15 protein-coding genes are annotated in these 17757 nt (G+C 61.0%); 14 read left to right on the top strand and 1 reads right to left on the bottom strand.

All coding sequences use genetic code 11. From position 1 onward, the window contains the following. The 13 genes from AAF659_RS13940 to lpxC all read left to right on the top strand — a co-directional run bounded on the left by AAF659_RS13940 (position 1) and on the right by lpxC (position 16044). Positions 1 to 1743, top strand: coding sequence for a peptidoglycan D,D-transpeptidase FtsI family protein (locus AAF659_RS13940; RefSeq protein ID WP_349752388.1), 1743 nt, complete (start codon positions 1 to 3; stop codon positions 1741 to 1743). Continuing rightward, the gene (locus tag AAF659_RS13935) at positions 1740 to 3239 is read left to right on the top strand and encodes a UDP-N-acetylmuramoyl-L-alanyl-D-glutamate--2,6-diaminopimelate ligase (RefSeq protein WP_349752387.1); all 1500 of its coding nucleotides are present in this window, start codon (positions 1740 to 1742) and stop codon (positions 3237 to 3239) included. Before AAF659_RS13940 ends, AAF659_RS13935 begins: the two co-directional genes overlap by 4 nt. Next, complete coding sequence (locus AAF659_RS13930; RefSeq protein WP_349752386.1) at positions 3236 to 4606, top strand: UDP-N-acetylmuramoyl-tripeptide--D-alanyl-D-alanine ligase; 1371 nt, start codon at positions 3236 to 3238, stop codon at positions 4604 to 4606. The genes AAF659_RS13935 and AAF659_RS13930 overlap by 4 nt, the downstream gene beginning before the upstream one ends. Further along, positions 4600 to 5685, top strand: coding sequence for a phospho-N-acetylmuramoyl-pentapeptide-transferase (mraY, locus tag AAF659_RS13925; protein WP_349752385.1), 1086 nt, complete (start codon positions 4600 to 4602; stop codon positions 5683 to 5685). Before AAF659_RS13930 ends, mraY begins: the two co-directional genes overlap by 7 nt. An 11-nt stretch (positions 5686 to 5696) precedes the next feature. Continuing rightward, positions 5697 to 7037, top strand: coding sequence for a UDP-N-acetylmuramoyl-L-alanine--D-glutamate ligase (murD, locus tag AAF659_RS13920; RefSeq protein WP_349752384.1), 1341 nt, complete (start codon positions 5697 to 5699; stop codon positions 7035 to 7037). Then, a complete protein-coding gene (ftsW, locus tag AAF659_RS13915) occupies positions 7034 to 8191 on the top strand; it encodes a putative lipid II flippase FtsW (protein ID WP_349752383.1) in 1158 nt (385 codons plus the stop codon). The genes murD and ftsW overlap by 4 nt, the downstream gene beginning before the upstream one ends. Next, positions 8188 to 9264, top strand: coding sequence for an undecaprenyldiphospho-muramoylpentapeptide beta-N-acetylglucosaminyltransferase (gene murG, locus AAF659_RS13910; protein ID WP_349752382.1), 1077 nt, complete (start codon positions 8188 to 8190; stop codon positions 9262 to 9264). The genes ftsW and murG overlap by 4 nt, the downstream gene beginning before the upstream one ends. Next, on the top strand, positions 9257 to 10717 hold the full coding sequence (gene murC / locus AAF659_RS13905) for a UDP-N-acetylmuramate--L-alanine ligase (protein WP_349752381.1): 1461 nt from the start codon (positions 9257 to 9259) through the stop codon (positions 10715 to 10717). Before murG ends, murC begins: the two co-directional genes overlap by 8 nt. After that, the gene (locus tag AAF659_RS13900; RefSeq protein WP_349752380.1) at positions 10704 to 11663 is read left to right on the top strand and encodes a D-alanine--D-alanine ligase; all 960 of its coding nucleotides are present in this window, start codon (positions 10704 to 10706) and stop codon (positions 11661 to 11663) included. The genes murC and AAF659_RS13900 overlap by 14 nt, the downstream gene beginning before the upstream one ends. Continuing rightward, a complete protein-coding gene (locus tag AAF659_RS13895) occupies positions 11660 to 12487 on the top strand; it encodes a cell division protein FtsQ/DivIB (protein ID WP_349752379.1) in 828 nt (275 codons plus the stop codon). The genes AAF659_RS13900 and AAF659_RS13895 overlap by 4 nt, the downstream gene beginning before the upstream one ends. 17 nt (positions 12488 to 12504) lie before the next feature. Beyond that, a complete protein-coding gene (ftsA, locus tag AAF659_RS13890) occupies positions 12505 to 13740 on the top strand; it encodes a cell division protein FtsA (RefSeq protein ID WP_349752378.1) in 1236 nt (411 codons plus the stop codon). Between the two features lie 64 nt (positions 13741 to 13804). Beyond that, the gene (gene ftsZ, locus AAF659_RS13885; RefSeq protein WP_349752377.1) at positions 13805 to 14968 is read left to right on the top strand and encodes a cell division protein FtsZ; all 1164 of its coding nucleotides are present in this window, start codon (positions 13805 to 13807) and stop codon (positions 14966 to 14968) included. Between the two features lie 155 nt (positions 14969 to 15123). Continuing rightward, positions 15124 to 16044 carry a UDP-3-O-acyl-N-acetylglucosamine deacetylase gene (gene lpxC, locus AAF659_RS13880; RefSeq protein WP_349752376.1) on the top strand — a complete coding sequence of 307 codons (921 nt, stop codon included), beginning with the start codon at positions 15124 to 15126 and terminating at the stop codon, positions 16042 to 16044. 5 nt (positions 16045 to 16049) lie between these two features. Here lpxC and AAF659_RS13875 read toward each other — a convergent pair whose 3' ends face one another. Beyond that, on the bottom strand, positions 16050 to 16502 hold the full coding sequence (locus AAF659_RS13875; RefSeq protein WP_349752375.1) for a DciA family protein: 453 nt from the start codon (positions 16500 to 16502) through the stop codon (positions 16050 to 16052). A gap of 187 nt (positions 16503 to 16689) precedes the next feature. Between AAF659_RS13875 and AAF659_RS13870 the strand changes: the two genes are divergently transcribed. Next, positions 16690 to 17610 carry a M23 family metallopeptidase gene (locus tag AAF659_RS13870; RefSeq protein WP_349752374.1) on the top strand — a complete coding sequence of 307 codons (921 nt, stop codon included), beginning with the start codon at positions 16690 to 16692 and terminating at the stop codon, positions 17608 to 17610. The last annotated feature ends 147 nt before the right edge of the window (positions 17611 to 17757 follow it).

Genomic DNA, 17757 nt, shown 5'->3' with positions numbered 1-17757 from the left:
ATGGCGGGACAAAAACACCAACAGACCGCTCGCAACGATAACCGCGTGCCCATGGCACCGTGGCGGCACCTGCTCGTGCTGATTGCGGTGATCGGCACCTCAGGCGCTGTTGCCGGTCGGCTGGTGCAGCTGCAGGTCCTGGATCATGAATTTCTGAGCGAACAGGGTGAGGCGCGCACCGCCCGAATTGAACCTATTGATGCCAATCGCGGCGTAATCCGCGATCGCAATGACGAACCACTTGCGGTCAGTACGCCGGTCAAGACCCTGTGGGCCAATCCTGGAGAGCTGGAGCCGGGCGCTCCTGCAATCGGGCAGCTCGCGGAGGTGGCGGATCTCGATGAAACGCGGCTGCGCGAGCGCCTGGCACAGAACAGTGAACGTGAATTCCTGTACTTGCGCCGCAAAGTGCAGCCCTCTCTGGCACGGGAAGTTATGGATCTGGGCATTGCCGGCGTTTACAGCCGGCGCGAATACCGTCGCTACTACCCGGCCGGCGAGGTGACGTCGCATGTTCTTGGGTTCACCAACATTGATGAACAGGGTCAGGAAGGGCTGGAGCTTTCCTACAACCATTGGTTGGCGGGGGAAAAAGGCAGTAAACGCGTACTCCGGGATAACCGCGGTCGCACCATTCGGGATCTGGGGCCGATTCGCGAGGCACGTCCCGGTAATGACCTGACCCTGAGCCTGGACCTGAGGCTCCAGTATCTCGCTTATCGGGAGCTCAAAGCAGCGGTTGAGGCACACGAAGCCCGGGGCGGCACTGTGGTTATGCTGGATGTCGACAGTGGCGAGGTTCTCGCGATGGCCAACCAGCCAGCGCTGAATCCCAATGATCGTGACCAGCGGGATCCCGCCCGAGTCCGCAATCGGGCTATTACGGATCTGTATGAGCCGGGCTCTACCGTCAAGCCTTTTACGGCGGCTGCGGCTCTTGAGTCCGGGAAATTCACACCGGAGACCATGGTCAACACCAGCCCCGGCTATCGCCAGATGGGCGCCTACACCATCCGTGACCACCGCGATTACGGACGGCTGTCTTTAACGGATATCGTGGTTCATTCATCCAATGTGGGGATCAGTCGTGTTGCCTCGGATCTGTCGGGCGAACAGCTCCAGAGCCTGTTCTACAGCGTGGGTTTCGGCCAATCCACCGGTATCGGTTTTCCGGGTGAATCCGTTGGCATCCTGCCGGCCAGTGTCAATCTGCGCCCGGTTGAGGTGGCAGCGCTTTCCTATGGCTACGGGCTCAGCGTGAATGCGCTGCAGATGGCCCAGGCCTACATGACGCTGGCTAATGGCGGTATCCGTTATCCCGTGAGCCTTCTGAAGAATGATGAGCCGCCCAAGGGCCAGCGCGTGATGGCGAAGGAAACCGCGCGCCAGGTCCGGGCAATGCTGGCAGATGTTGTTGAAGACGGTACCGGGGCGCGTGCGGATCAAGGGATCTATCGCCTGGCGGGCAAGACCGGCACAGTACACCTGGTCGGTGCCAGCGGTTATGAGGCGGATCAGTACAAGGCCCTTTTTGCGGGCATGGGACCGGTTGACGATCCCCAGGTGGTTACCGTGGTCACGGTTGATGCGCCTTCGCGCACGGAGTACTACGGCGGTGAAGTCGCTGCGCCCATTTTTGGCCGCATCATGGGTGATGCATTACGGCTTTTGAACGTGAGCCCCGCCGGGGGAGCTTCCATGGCTGATGACGACGCCACCGATGGCACTGGGGGTCAGGGATGAGCCAGGTCGCACACAGCCTCAAGAGTCTCTTAAGGGACCGGGTGGATATTCCGTCGATGCTGGACGTGTGGATCCATGGTCTCAGCGCCGACAGCCGTCAGGTCCGTTCAGGCGACGCCTTCATGGCGCTGGCCGGGGCCAGTGGCGATGCCTGGGCGCATGTCGATGAGGCTGTGGCAAACGGAGCAGCTGCCGTCCTGCTGGACACCGGTGTCGGGCGCGCGCCCAGCAGACCCAGGGAGTACCGCGACGCGGTACTGGTACCCGTTGCGGGTCTGGCGGACGCCATGGCGGGCCTTGCAGACCACTTCTATCACCAGCCATCCGCCCATCTCACGTTGATCGGTGTAACCGGTACTAACGGCAAAACCTCGGTGGCTGGCTTCATTGCGGCCATTCTGGAGGCGGCCGGGATCCCAGCGGCCACTATGGGAACGCTCGGTTACACCTTCGGTGAATTCCGGGAGGCGGCCAGCCATACAACACCGGATGTGGTCAGGGTTCACAGTCTGTTGGCCCGTTTCCGGGATATGGGCGCAAAAGCCGTGATCATGGAGGTTTCATCCCATGCTCTGGTGCAGGGCCGGGTGGACCGGGTTCGGTTTGATGCGGGTGTGTTCACCAATCTTTCTCCGGAACATCTTGATTATCACCCGGACATGGCGGCCTACGGGGCCGCCAAGGCGCGGTTGTTCACAGAGCATGAGCCACAAGTGGCCGTTGTCAATGCGGATGATGACTTCGGACAGCGGTTGGTCGGGCAGCTGCCGCCGGAAATAGGCCTTTGGCGCTTCGGGCGTACCGCGCCACAGCTCGAATGCCGTCTCCGCAATGCCCGGGCTGCTGCGAACGGTATGGCAGCGATCCTCGACACCCGCATGGGGCGGTTGACGCTGCAGACCGGTCTGATGGGGTACTTCAATCTGGAGAATCTGGCAGCAGCCGGTGCCGCGGCGCTGGCCATGGGGGTTCCCACCACAGTGGTTGAGGCAGCGGCTTGCCAGCTGAACGCCCCGCCCGGGCGCCTTGAAACCCGGAGTACGCTCAGCGGTCTGAAACTGGTCATCGATTATGCTCACACGGCTGCTTCCCTGGAGCAGACGCTTGAAGCACTCAGGCCTCATACAGGCGGTGACCTGTGGTGTGTCTTTGGCTGCGGCGGCAATCGGGACAAGGCCAAACGTGGCGCTATGGGCGAAGTGGCAGAGCGACTGTCGGATCAAGTGGTTCTGACGGATGACAATCCTCGGGATGAGGCGCCTGAGGCCATCGTTGAAGACATCCTGACCGGCATGGCCGGAACCTGCGGCATCCGTGTGATCCATGACCGTGAGGACGCCATTGTGACCGCCTTCCGTGAAGCAGGTCCGGCGGATCTGGTGCTGATCGCCGGCAAGGGCCATGAAACCACTCAGGAGCGTGACGGTTTCCGGATACCTTTCAGTGATGCCGAGGTAGTGCACAGACTGATCAGCGAAGGAGGGGAAGCAGCATGATGCGGGCCTTCTCCTTGGCGGAAATCACGCCCCTGGTCCAGGGCATTCTGCGGGGCGATAACCTGTTTTTCAGCCGCGTCAGTACCGACACCCGGACACTGCCCCAAGGGGCTCTGTATGTGGCGCTGAGTGGCGAACGCTTCGATGGTCATGACCTGATCCGGGAAGCTCAGAGGGCAGGCGCCTGCGCCATTGTTGCTGAGAAGCAAGTGGATGCCGGTATGCCGGTGGTCCAGGTGCGCGACAGCCGTTACGCACTGGGGCGTCTCGCCGGGCTGAACCGTGCTGAATACCCGGGCAAACTGGTTGGAATTACCGGCAGTTCAGGCAAGACCACGACGCGTCAGATGATGCAGACAGTGTTGGCGGAAAACGGTGCTGTTACGGCAACCGAGGGCAACCTGAACAACGATGTCGGTGTGCCCCTGACTCTGTTCAGGCTGGCTCCGGATGCCGATTACGCGGTTGTCGAGCTGGGTGCCAGCGGATTGGGTGAGATCGCCTGGACCGGCTCTTTGGCAGCACCCGATGTGGGTATTATCACCAACGCCAGTGAGGCACATCTCGACGGCTTTGGCAGCCTGGCAAACATTGTTTCCGCTAAGGGAGAAATCATTGATTCCGTGCGTAATGAGGGCACGGTGATTCTGAATCACGACGATCCCGCTTTTGCGGACTGGCGTGCGCGCGCCGGTATGCGCCGGGTTCTCAGTGTTTCCGCTGCGGGTGATCAGGACGCCAGTCTCCGGGCTGAATCCATTCATGAGGATGCCGACGGCGTCGCGTTTACGCTGGTCGGTTATGCGATCACCGCTACTGATATCCAACTGCCTATTCCGGGCCGCCACAACGTGGCTAATGCGCTGCTGGTGGCGGCTGCTGCGCACAGCCTTGAGCTGAGTATGGATCAGGTGGCTTCCGGTCTGGTGAAAACACCAGCGGTGGGCGGTCGGTTGGAGCCCATGAGGTTGCGGCCAGGTCTCTGCATCCTTAATGACAGCTATAACGCCAACCCTGCTTCTATGGCCGCCGCGCTTTGGACTCTGGCTACCATGCCGGCACCGCGTTTCGCGTTGCTGGGTGATATGGCCGAGCTGGGAGCGGAAGCAGAAAACCAGCACCGGGAGATGGGTGAAATGGCCCGGACGCTGGGTATTGAACGACTCATGGTCACCGGCAGCCATGCCAGCGATTACGCCGGCGGCTTCGGCAACAGGACCTACACCGGTGATGTGCCGGAAGCACTGGCCGATCAGGTGTGGGATGAAATGGGAGAAGTTGCCTCAATCCTGATCAAAGGCTCGCGCAGTGCGGGCATGGATCGGGCGGTGACCCGTCTCACAGAGAGGAATAATGACACATGCTAGTCTGGCTTACTGATCTTCTGGCGCAGTATATCAGCGGCTTTGCCGTGTTCCAGTACCTCACGCTCAGGGGGATTCTGGGAGTGCTGACGGCATTGCTGGTCTCGCTGCTGATTGGCCCTGTTATGATCCGGCATCTGGCGCAGTACCAGATTGGTCAGGCGGTCCGGGACGATGGTCCGGAAACCCATCTCAGCAAAGCGGGCACACCAACCATGGGGGGCGCCCTCATCCTGGTTGCGGTGGCGCTGAGCACTCTTCTGTGGTCGGACCTCAGCAACCGTTATGTCTGGATTACGCTGGGTGTAACGCTGGCTTTCGGGGCTATCGGCTGGATCGATGATTACCGCAAGGTGGTGGCGCGCGATCCCAAAGGGCTGCCGGCGCGCTGGAAGTACCTCTGGCAGTCCGTAACCGGTTTCCTGGCAGCGGTCGCTCTTTATGCTACGGCCACGCTTCCCCAGGAAATCACGCTCATCATGCCCTTTTTCAAAGAGTTCGGCCTGCTGATGGGGCCGGTTACCTTTGCGCTGCTGAGCTATCTGGTGATCGTTGGCAGCAGCAATGCCGTGAATCTCACAGATGGGCTCGATGGCCTCGCGATCATGCCGACGGTGATGGTTGGGGCGGCACTGGGGATCTTTGCCTACGCTTCGGGTCACGCGAATTTCGCGGACTACCTCCAGATTCCGAGCCTGCCGGGCGCCGGTGAGCTGATCGTGTTCTGTGGGGCGCTGATTGGCGGCGGTCTGGGGTTCCTCTGGTTCAACACCTATCCCGCCCAGGTCTTTATGGGGGATGTGGGGTCACTGGCGCTGGGTGCGGCTCTGGGCGTGATTGCGGTCATCGTCCGCCAGGAGATCGTGCTGTTCATCATGGGCGGTATCTTCGTGGTTGAAACATTGTCGGTGATCATTCAAGTGGCTTCATTCAAGCTGACCGGTCAGCGGGTCTTCCGCATGGCGCCCCTGCACCATCATTTTGAACTCAAGGGTTGGCCCGAGCCGCGCGTAATCGTCCGGTTCTGGGTGATCACAGTCATTCTCGTACTCGTGGGTCTGGCGACCCTCAAGCTGAGATAGGGCAGACAGTCATGGCACTGATTGTATCGGACCGTCGCACACTGATTGTCGGGCTGGGAGCCACCGGCCTGTCCTGCGTGCGTCATTGCCATGCACTGGGCCGTCAGCTGGCCGTGGCGGACAGCCGTGCCCAGCCCCCTGGCCTGGCTGAGGTCCGTGAGAACTGGCCTGAGGTGGACGTAGTCACCGGGGCGTTTGATCCGGAATGGTTTGGAAGCTTTGACGAACTGATTGTCAGTCCCGGGGTCAGCCTGGACGAGCCAGCGATTACTGCGGCTGCCGAGGCGGGTGTCCGGATTTCCGGCGATCTCGATCTGTTCCGCGAGGCGGTGGATGCGCCGCTGGTGGCGATTACCGGCTCCAATGGTAAAAGCACGGTCACCACGCTGCTTGGTGAGATGGTCGCGGAAGCCGGGGTGAACGCGGCAGTGGGCGGAAATCTTGGAACGCCGGCGCTGGATCTGGTCGCGCCCGATGTGGCGCTCTACATCCTGGAGGTTTCCAGTTTCCAGCTTGAACGTACCACGGACCTGAAAGCCGAGGTGGCCACTGTTCTCAACGTCAGCGACGATCACATGGATCGTTACCCAGATCGGATGAGCTACTTCCAGGCTAAGCACCGGATCTTTCAGGGCGCGCGCAATGCTGTGGTAAACCTGGACGATCCCCTGAGCCAGCCCCTGCTCAACGAGGGCATGGTGCCGCACTTCTTCGGCCTTTTCCGGGTGGATCTGGGGGTGTTCAGCACCCGTGAGGATGAAACGGGGCTCTGGCTCACGCAGGGGCTGGCCAATCTGATGCACGCCCGCGAGCTGGGTGTGGCCGGAATGCACAATATTGCTAATGTGCTGGCGGCGCTGGCTCTGGGCCATGCTGCCGGCCTGGCGATGGCGCCGATGCTTGCTGCCGCGCGCCGGTTCCGGGGCCTGGCGCACCGGAGTCAGACCATTCGGCAACACGACGGCGTGTTGTGGGTGAACGATTCCAAGGCTACCAATGTGGGCGCCACTCAGGCCGCTATAGAAAGCCTGGCTCCCAGCGATGGTGAGTTGGTTCTGATTGCCGGAGGTGACGCCAAGGGAGCGGATCTGTCGCCCCTGGTCAGTGCAATCGCCGGGCGGGTTCGCCATCTGGTCCTGATGGGCCAGGACGCCCCAGCCCTGGAAGAGGCGCTTGGCGCAGGGGCAGCGAGCACCCGAGTCAGCACTATGGAAGAGGCCGTGACGGTTGCCGCCGGAAAAGCCCGGCCCGGTGACCGGGTCCTGCTGTCTCCGGCGTGCTCGAGTCTGGATCAGTACAGCGGCTATGAGGCTCGCGGCGAGGCCTTCGTGCGGGCAGTGGAGGCGCTATGACGGCGGCTGTGGGAACCATGCCCATCCGCGTGCCGCGGCGCGAACTTACAGCGCTGCTTCTGAGCGCGGGTGTGCTGCTGACACTGGGCATCGTGATGATCGGATCAGCCTCCATGGACATTGCGGCTGAGAGCCATGGCAATCCGCTCTATTTTGTGCTGCGCCAGAGTCTTTATGCCGTTCTGGGCTGTCTGGCGGGACTCGCAGCGGCGAATATTCCGCTGGTCTGGTGGCTGCGTGGCGCCTGGTTGTGGCTGGCCGGCGCTTTTGCGTTGTTGATACTGGTGCTGACGCCACTTGGCATTACGGTCAATGGCAGTACGCGCTGGATCTCCATGGGAGCGGTAAACCTTCAGGTTTCAGAGGCCGCCAAGTGGCTTTTGGTCGTCTATCTGGCCGGGTATGTAGTGCGTCGCCATGCGGAAGTGGTGGATACCTGGCCGGGCGTTCTCAAGCCGCTGGCGGTCCTGGGGGCAGCAAGTGTGCTTCTCCTGGCGCAGCCGGACTTTGGCGCTGTGGTAGTGCTGATGGCAGCTGCCTTTGGTGTCATTTTCGTCAGTGGCGTCGGAGTCGGCCGGTTTCTGGTGGTGAGCCTGACCGGCCTGGCCTTGGGCGTAGCGGCCCTGTTCAGTCAGCCCTATCGGATCGAGCGGCTGGTAGCCTATCTCGATCCATGGCAGGACCAGTTCAATTCCGGTTATCAGCTGACCCAGGCGTTGATCGCGTTCGGGCGCGGGGAATGGACGGGGGTGGGCCTAGGCAACTCGATCCAGAAACTGTTCTATCTGCCGGAGGCGCATACGGATTTCATCTTTGCCATCGCCGCCGAGGAGTTCGGGCTGCTGGGTGCCTTATGCATCCTGATGACATTCACCGTGCTGGTGCTGAGTGGTCTGCGCATCGCACGTCAGGCACGAGACGCAGGCATGACCTTTGGAGCCTGTCTGGCTTATGGCCTGACGCTGCTTATCGCGCTCCAGGCCTACATCAACATGGGGGTAAACACAGGGCTGCTACCGACCAAGGGGCTGACCCTGCCGCTGGTAAGCTACGGCGGCTCCAGTCTGGTCATCAGTTGCGTGACCATAGGCGTTATCGCGCGTGTGCAGATGGAAGTGGAAGACCAGCGGGCGCAGGAGGGCGGTGAGCCATGAGCCAGCGGTTTCTGATTATGGCGGGTGGTACCGGCGGTCATGTTTTCCCAGCGCTGGCCACCGCACGAGCGCTGCGTGAGAAAGGGCATGAAGTCGCTTGGCTGGGCGCCACTGGCGGCATGGAAGAAGGGTTGATTGGCGGCAAGGACATTCCCTTGTATCTGATTGAGGTTTCGGGGCTGCGGGGTAAAAGCGGTCTGACGCGCCTAGCCGCGCCAGTGAAGCTGATCCGGGCCCTGTGGCAGGCGTTGGCGGTGGTGCGCCGCGTTCGCCCTGACTGCGTGCTCGGGATGGGCGGCTTCACGGCCGGGCCCGGCGGTCTGGCGGCTTGGCTGCTGCGTCGGCCGCTGGTCATTCACGAGCAGAACGCGATCGCTGGTATGACCAACCAGTGGCTCTCGCACCTGGCTGAGACCACATTGGAGGCATTTCCCGGAGCCTTTGGTGGAAAAACGGTCACCCGCTGCACGGGTAATCCGGTGCGCCAGGATCTGACACAGCTTTCCGAGCCGGCGGAGCGGGTCGGGCGCGAGGCGCGGCTGAAGCTGTTGGTTCTGGGTGGCAGCCGGGGAGCACGTGCTATTAATGAAGTCGTGCCGCAATCACTGGCGCAACTAGGTAATGATCAGAAGGTGGTGGTTTGGCACCAGTGTGGCGGGGACCATCTGGATGAGACCGGCCGGGCCTATGCTGAGGCCGGTTTGGAAGCTGATGTGGTGGTGTTTATAGAGAATATGACTGAGGCTTACCGCTGGGCGGACCTTGTGGTTTGCCGGGCGGGAGCGCTGACACTGGCAGAGCTTGCCTGCGTGGGGGTGGGATCAATACTGGTGCCTTTCCCGCATGCGGTCGACGACCATCAGACCGCGAACGCACGCTACCTCAGCGATGCCGGTGCGGCACTTATGATGCCTCAGTCGCAGCTGGACGCAGCGCGTCTGGCACGCGAGATCAAGCGGCTCGACGAAGACCGTGAAGCGCTGTGCACTATGGCGGCGAAGGCCCGTGAGCTGGCGGTGCCGGACGCCACTGAACGTGTTGCCAATTACTGTCTGGAGGCGGCCCATGGCTGAGCGCAATACCAGCCCCATGGTTCACGATGTGCCCGAGATGCGTCGTATCCGCCGGATCCACTTTGTGGGGATCGGTGGTTCCGGCATGAGCGGGATCGCGGAGGTGCTCTACAACCAGGGCTACGAGGTGACAGGCTCCGACATCCGTGAAAGCGGCGTTACCCGACACCTGGGTGGACTGGGTATCGGCATCGCCATTGGCCATCGTGGCGAGAACAGTGCCAGTGCCGACGTTGTCGTTGTTTCCAGTGCTGTGGACGAATCCAACCCGGAAGTCGCCATGGCTAGGGAAAGGCGTGTGCCCGTGGTGCCGCGGGCGGAGATGCTGGCTGAAATCATGCGTTATCGCCATGGTATCGCCGTTGCAGGCACCCATGGTAAGACAACGACCACCAGTCTGATCGCCTCCATTCTGGGAGAAGGTGGTCTGGATCCGACGTTCGTGATCGGAGGCAAGCTCAACAGCGCCGGTACCAATGCCCAGCTCGGGCGATCGCGCTATCTGGTGGCAGAGGCCGATGAAAGCGATGCCTCCTTCCTGCACCTGACACCAGTGATCAGCGTGGTAACCAATATCGACGCGGACCATATGCACACCTATGGTGGCGACTTCGAGAAGCTCAAGCAGACCTTCGTGGAGTTCCTGCACAGCTTGCCGTTCTACGGTGTGGCAATCATGTGCTGCGATGATCCCCGGGTTCGGGAAGTGATGGATCGAATCTCGCGTGCGGTCATCACTTACGGTTTCAGCGAGGATGCCGACTACCGTGCCACAGATGTGGATACTGACGGATTCAGCATCGGGTTCCGCGCCATACGTCCCGAAGGGTACGCGGATCTCGATGTGCGGCTGTGTATGCCTGGCCGGCATAACGTCCTCAATGCCATGGCGGCTATCGCCGTGGCTACCGATGAAGGGGTCGGCGATGACGACATCCTCAGGGCACTGGCGCATTTCTCCGGTGTCGGTCGCCGCTTCCAAGTCTACGGCGAATACCCGGTAGCCGGGGGTGAGGTCACGCTGGTGGATGACTACGGCCACCATCCGCGCGAGGTGGAGGCGGTTATCCAGGGAGTGCGCGATGCCTGGCCGGAGCGTCGCATAGTGATGATTTACCAGCCGCACCGCTACAGCCGCACCAGCGATCTCTACGAGGATTTCGTGCGCGTGCTTTCCTCCGTGGACGTGCTACTGATGCTGGATGTCTACCCGGCGGGCGAGCAGCCGATCCCGGGGGCAGACAGCCGCAGCCTTTGCCGCAGCATGCGCCAGCGGGGGCAGTTGGATCCGGTTTTCGTAGAGGATACGGACCGGGTCGAGGATCTTCTGGGCAATCTGCTGGAGCCTGGTGACCTGCTCATTACACAGGGCGCCGGCGATATCGGCGGCCTGTCGGCACGCCTGGCCGCGAATGGACTGACGGGCAGCGGGGGTGAGCATGACGGTCACTGACCCATTCCATGTCAGTCGCGAAAAGGCGCGCGCGCTGGGCCAGGTTGCCGTCCTGATGGGCGGTGACTCGGCTGAGCGCAGTATTTCGCTCAAAAGCGGGCAAGCGGTGACAGACGCGCTTCGGGCAGCGGGTGTCGATGCTCATGCGGTCGACGTTCAGGGCACGGCGATTCTCAGGCTGGCCGCGGAAAAGACGTTTGACCGGTGCTTTATCGCTCTTCATGGCCGTGGCGGGGAGGACGGAACCGTTCAGGCCATTCTGGACCAGGCGGGTTTTCCCTATACCGGCAGTGGGGTGCTCGCCTCGGCCCTGGGTATGGATAAGCTGCGCACCAAGTATACGTTCGCGGGAGCCGGGCTTCCGACCCCGTCTTTCCGGCTCATGCGTTCAGCAGATGAGGCGGCGGCCATCCTTGGCGAGCTGCGCGCTCCGCTCGGCATCAAGCCGGCTCGCGAGGGGTCGAGCATCGGTATCTGCAGGGCAGAAACGGTGGCCGAACTGCAAGACGCCTACGCCCAGGCCTGTGAGTATGACCCTCTGGTGCTGGTAGAAGAGTGGATAACCGGCAGCGAATACACCGTCAGCATCCTGGGAGATCAGGCACTACCGGTGATTGGGTTGGCCACGGACCACACCTTCTATGATTTCGAAGCCAAGTACCTGTCGGACGATACCCATTATATGCTGCCCAGTGGCCTGGATGCAGGCGACGAGCAGCGCATACGGAGGCTGTCTTTGGACGCTTTCCGCGTCATTGACGGCTGCGGCTGGGGCCGTGTGGATGTGATGCAGAATGCTGCGGGCGAGTTCTGGTTACTGGAAGTGAACACCATTCCCGGCATGACCGATCACAGTCTGGTCCCCATGGCCGCGGAGGCGGCCGGCATTGGATTCCGTGAACTTTGCGTGCGGATTCTGGAACAGTCACTGGAGGCGCAGCCATGAAAGGGATCCTGCCACCTCTGTGCGTCCGCGATACGCGTGCCAAGACTACGCGTCAGCGCGGCGCCAGCCCCATGGTGGAGGAACCCTCAGCACTGCGCCTGGGCCTGCGTATGGCAAGCAGTGCTGTTCAGCGCGTGCCCTGGGGACAGGTTGCGCTCGGCATAGTCGTAGCGCTTGCTGCGGCGATGCTTCCCTGGGCTGTCGGGCAGGGAGTCCAGCTTCTGGACCGGGATTTCAGTAGTCTCCAGGTCCAGAGTGATCTGACGCGGGTCACGGAGCCGGCACTGGAGAGTCATCTGGAGCCTTTTATTGGAACAAGCTATTTCGCTACGGATCTCTCCAGGGTCAAGGATCAGATTGAAATGCTGCCCTGGGTTAAGAGCGCGGCCGTAGGGCGTGAGTGGCCGGGCACCCTGACTGTCAGCGTGCGTGAGCATGAACCTGCTGCACTCTGGAATGATCGGGCACTGCTCAGCGCTGAAGGCGAGGTTTTCCGGCCCGCGTCGCCGGCCGCACTGGATCTGCCCCGGTTGAGTGGACCAGCGGGGCATTCGCAAAAGGTCCTTGAGCGGACCAGGGCCTTCCGCAGCCAGTTGATGGCGCTGGGAGTCCGGCTTGAAAGCGTCAGCCTGGAGGCCAGGGGGGCCTGGGAGCTGCTTCTGGACAACGGCATCCGCGTCTCACTGGGCCGGGACCGGGTCCGGGAGCGCTTTGAACGGTTCATGACGGTTTACGAATCCCGGCTGGCGCCTGTGGCGCCGGACATTACCGGGGTGGATGCGCGCTATGGCAACGGGGTTGCGGTGCGCTGGAGAGATACTTGAATCACGGGACTCAGATTATGTCATCGGCAGACACAGAGAACATGATCGTCGGGCTTGATATCGGCACCTCCAAGGTAGTGGCGCTGGTCGGCAGGCAGAATCCGGATGGCTCCATTGAGATTGCCGGCATCGGCTCGCATCCATCGCGTGGACTCAAGCGTGGCGTTGTGGTCAACATTGAGACCACTGTTCAGGCAATCCAGCGAGCGGTTGAAGAGGCGGAACTCATGGCCGGCTGCCGGATCCATTCCGTGTACGCCGGTATCGCGGGGAGTCACATTCGCAGTATGAACTCCCACGGTATTGTCGCCATCCGGGACCGGGAGGTGACTCAGGCCGATATCGACCGAGTCATTGATGCCGCCCAGGCGGTGGCGATTCCGGCGGACCAGAAAGTGCTGCACATCCTGCCCCAGGAGTTCGTGATTGATAATCAGGAGGGCATCAAGGAGCCGATGGGCATGTCCGGTGTGCGGCTTGAAGCCAAGGTGCATCTTGTGACCTGCGCGGTGAACGCGGTTCAGAACATCGATAAGTGCGTGCGCCGCTGTGGCCTGGATGTGGATGACATCATCCTGGAGCAACTGGCCTCCAGTTATTCGGTTCTGACGGATGACGAACGTGAGCTGGGCGTATGCATGGTCGATATTGGCGGCGGGACCACTGATATCGCGATCTTCACTGGCGGTGCCATCCGGCACACGGCCGTGATTCCGATCGCCGGCGACCAGGTCACCAACGACATCGCGATGGCGCTGCGAACCCCCACGCAGAACGCCGAGGAAATCAAGACCCGCTACGCCTGCGCCCTGACACAGCTCGCCGGTGCCGAAGAAACCATCAAAGTACCCGGCGTGGGCGACCGCGCGCCCCGGGATCTCTCCCGGGCGGCGCTGGCCGAGGTGGTTGAGCCCCGCTACGAGGAGCTCTTCACGCTGGTCCAGTCCGAGCTGCGGCGCAGCGGATTCGAGGATCTGATTCCGGCGGGGATCGTGGTGACCGGCGGTTCTTCCATGATGGAAGGCGCGGTTGAGCTGGCGGAAGAAATCTTTCACGCCCCCGTGCGCCTGGCTACACCTTCAGGGGTCACGGGTATGAGCGATGTGATCGGCACCCCGGTGTACGCGACCGGCGCGGGGCTGCTGATGTACGGCTTCTGGCAGGCGGAGAAGGGGCACGGGGGCGGCTCCTCTCCGTCTGCGGGAGATTCACTCCTGGCACGGATCAAACAGTGGTTCACCGGGAATTTCTGAATCGGGTATTCATGTATCAATAAAAGCGGCACGAGCCGCTGGATAAAAGGAAGGAGAAAGGGGAATGTTTGAACTGGTAGACAACGTAGAGCAGAGCGCAGTGATCAAGGTTGTCGGCGTCGGTGGTGGTGGCGGCAATGCTGTTCGCCACATGCTTGCTAGCGAGATTGAGGGCGTGGAGTTTCTTTGCGCCAATACCGACGCCCAGGCGCTGAAGGATCTGGACAGTAAGTCTCTCATCCAGCTGGGGGGCAATATAACCAAAGGCCTGGGCGCCGGTGCCAACCCGGAAATCGGTCGCCAGTCCGCTATGGAGGACCGGGACCGCATCGCTGAGGCGCTGAAGGGCTCGGACATGGTGTTCATTACCGCGGGCATGGGCGGCGGCACTGGCACGGGTGCGGCACCTATCGTGGCCGAAGTTGCCCGCGAGATGGGTATCCTGACGGTGGCGGTGGTCACCAAGCCGTTCGGCTTTGAGGGCGGCAAGCGTATGAAGGTGGCGGACGCTGGTCTGAAGGCTCTCGAGGATACCGTGGATTCGCTGATCACGATCCCCAATGAGAAGCTTCTGACGGTCATGGGTAAGGAAACCAGTCTGCTGGACGCCTTTGCCTCCGCCAATGACGTGCTGCTGGGTGCGGTTCAGGGGATAGCCGATCTGATTACCCGTAACGGCATGATCAACGTCGACTTTGCGGACGTGAAAACGGTCATGTCCGAGATGGGTAATGCCATGATGGGCACAGCCCGTGCAAGTGGCGAGGAGCGTGCCCGCGAGGCCGCCGAAGGCGCTATTCGCAGTCCGCTTCTGGACGACATCAATCTGCAGGGCGCACGTGGCATCCTGGTTAATATCACCGCTGGTATGGACCTGAATCTGGGTGAGTTCAGTGAGGTTGGCGATATCGTGCGTGATTTTGCCTCCGAGTCCGCGACCGTTGTGGTGGGTACTGTGATCGACCCGGAAATGGAGAGCGAGCTGAAGGTTACCGTTGTTGCCACCGGCCTCAACGCTGACGCGGATGCGCCCCAGAAAGTGGTCGACAACACCCGCAGCGTGGACGGCAAGACCGACTACAACCAGCTGGATCGTCCGGCCGTGCTGCGGCGGCGCGCAGTGGCCAGCGAGGGTAATGCGGCGGTGGATCAGGACAGTCAGGGGGAAAAGGATACCAACACCGAGTATCTGGATATCCCAGCGTTCCTGCGTCGTCAGGCCGACTGAGATGCGGCGGGAGTCCCGGGACATTGAGCGCCATTACAGCCAATGTTTCGGTTTTCCACAGGCTGTGTAAATGGCACTCAGCGTTGCCATCTGTTATAGTGCGCGCAAATTAGCGGCGTCAGCTTAAGCCGTTTCCATGACGGAACAATGACATCATGATCAGACAACGCACCCTGAAAAACACCATCAGAGCTACCGGTGTCGGGCTCCATTCCGGCGAGAAGGTCTTTCTGACACTGAAGCCGGCACCTGTCGATGCAGGGATTGTATTCCGGCGCGTGGACTTGGACCCAGTTGTGGAAGTACAGGCAAGAGCCGAAAACGTCGGCGAAACCATGCTATCCACCACGCTGGTTAAGGAAGGCGTTCGCGTTGCGACGGTGGAGCACCTGATGTCGGCCATGGCTGGGCTTGGCCTCGATAATTGTTACGTCGAGCTGAGCGCAGCCGAAGTGCCGATCATGGACGGCAGCGCTGGGCCCTTTGTCTTCCTGCTGCAGTCCGCTGGCATTGCCGAGCAGGAAGCGCCCAAAAAATTCACCCGCATCAAGCGGGCGATTACCGTCGAGGAAGAGGGCAAGTGGGCCACTTTCACTCCCTTTGATGGGTTCAAAGTGAGCTTTACCATTGAGTTCAATCACCCGGTATTTGAAGGGCGCAACCAGACCGCGACAGTGGATTTTTCCAGCACTTCTTTTGTCAAGGAAGTGAGCCGGGCTCGGACTTTTGGTTTTATGCGTGACATCGAGGCACTCCGGTCCATGAACCTGGCGCTTGGTGGCAGCGTTGACAACGCCATCGTGGTGGATGACTACCGCATCCTCAATGAGGATGGCCTGCGTTATGACGACGAGTTCGTCCGGCACAAGATGCTCGATGCCATTGGTGATCTCTATCTGATGGGAAACAGTCTGATCGGTGAGTTCCGTGGCTCCAAGTCGGGGCACGACCTGAACAACAAGCTTCTACGCAAACTCATAGCGGAAGAGGATGCTTGGGAGGTTGTAACCTTTGACGACGAAGCCAAAGCCCCTATCTCCTATTTCAAGCCGGGTCTGGCTGCTGCCACAGGCTGACCCGGCTATTGCCCATCATGGGCGTGTGAGGACAGTCGTTTAAGTATACCACTGAGGCCGCTGTCCTCCGTTTCTTCGGCCACCTCCCTCAGAAGTTCCGCATTCTCAGCTGTCATTTCAGGCCGTGTTCTTATCGTTCTCGGGCGTGGGTCATGCCATGGCTGAACCCGGGCGCGGACTCGCCAGACCTGACTGAATCGTTCATGCTGCCTGAGGTCGCGGACAATGGCGCGCTGCTGGAACCGGACCTGGCTGGCGCGTGTACTGTCCGGTACCAGAAGGGTGAGTTCACCGTTGGCATAGCCGCCGAATCGGCAGGCCTCGGCGAGGTTGCCTGGCAGAGCTTCCAGAATCGCCGTTTCTACACGCCGGTGCTGTTCGGCCTGCCTTAAAAGCCGGTTGAGCGGGCCTTCAGGGCTGCTGTCGAGCGGATGAGTGGGGCGGTTTTCCCGGGGCATGGGCTATCTGCAATTCAGGAGGACGTTAAAATTGTAACGGATTCTGCCCGTGATCTGTCTCACAGTTAAGATTCCGTTACACTGATCAGTTAAGTATGCTCGGCATCAATACTAGGATCAACCGACGTACCGGATGCCACAGGCATCCAGAACACAGAGGTTGCATAGACGGAGTTCGGGGAAACCCATGAACATACTTTTCGTAGGCCGCCATCACGGCAAAGCCCGGGTGTTTTCCCCGGGGCGCAATGCGCTGTTTGCAGCCGGTGCCAGCCTGGCACTATTGATGGCTGGTGCTGGCTGGGGGGGGTACCAGCTGGCGATTCACTCGGGAGCCGCTGGTGGAACTGAGAAGAGCCATATGGTTGAGCGCTGGCAGCAGCGGCTGAATGACGCCCGCTCGGAACTGGCGCGGATTGAAGCCAAAGCTGAAAACGAAATCTCGGTACTGACCCGGCGCGTGGGTGAACTTCAGGCGCGGGCGCTGCGGGTGGACGCTCTGGGCCAGAATCTCATGGCCTCTGCGGAACTCTCCGGAGAAGAGTTTGACTTTGAATCCCGTCCGGCCATGGGGGGGCCTGAATCCGAAGGCGCGGGTGAGAACCAGACAACGGGCGCCCTTGAACGCCAGATCAGTGCGCTTGAGAAACGCCTTAGTTCGCGCGAAAAGCAGCTGACCCTGCTTGATCGACTCATTGCCAACCGCGAACTCAAGAGTCAGCGCGAAGTCGATGGCCGGCCAGTGACCTGGGGGTGGACATCATCACCCTATGGTTATCGTACTGACCCCTTCAGCGGGCGCCGGGCTTGGCACACCGGAGTGGATATTGCTGGTCGTGAAGGCGGGGATGTCATCTCCGTGGGCGCTGGCATTGTAACCAAGGCGCGCAAAAAAGGCGGCTATGGATACATCGTTGAGATTGACCACGGCGATGGTTATCAAACCCGTTATGCTCATGCCAAGAAGCTCCTGGTCGAGAAGGGCGATGTTGTCGAAAAAGGCCAGAAGATAGCGGCCATGGGGTCAACCGGTCGCTCCACCGGGCCTCATGTGCATTTTGAGGTAGTCAAGGACGGTACGCGCAAGAATCCAACCGATTTCATGTGACCTGAGCCGAGTCCCTCTCGGCCGCCGCTTTTCCCTTTTAGTTGATTGGCGTTAGAATGCATTGCCTTATTGTATTCGACAGCGCCGTCTCCAACTGTTCCGCCCTGTCCTCATCGCGGCGCCCGTCCAGGCAGGGCTTTTAGGGAA

The organism is Salicola sp. Rm-C-2C1-2 (genome assembly GCF_040196175.1).
In the GTDB taxonomy this organism is placed as follows: Bacteria; Pseudomonadota; Gammaproteobacteria; order Pseudomonadales; family Oleiphilaceae; genus Halospina.
This window is presented reverse-complemented; position numbering and strand designations above follow the sequence as displayed.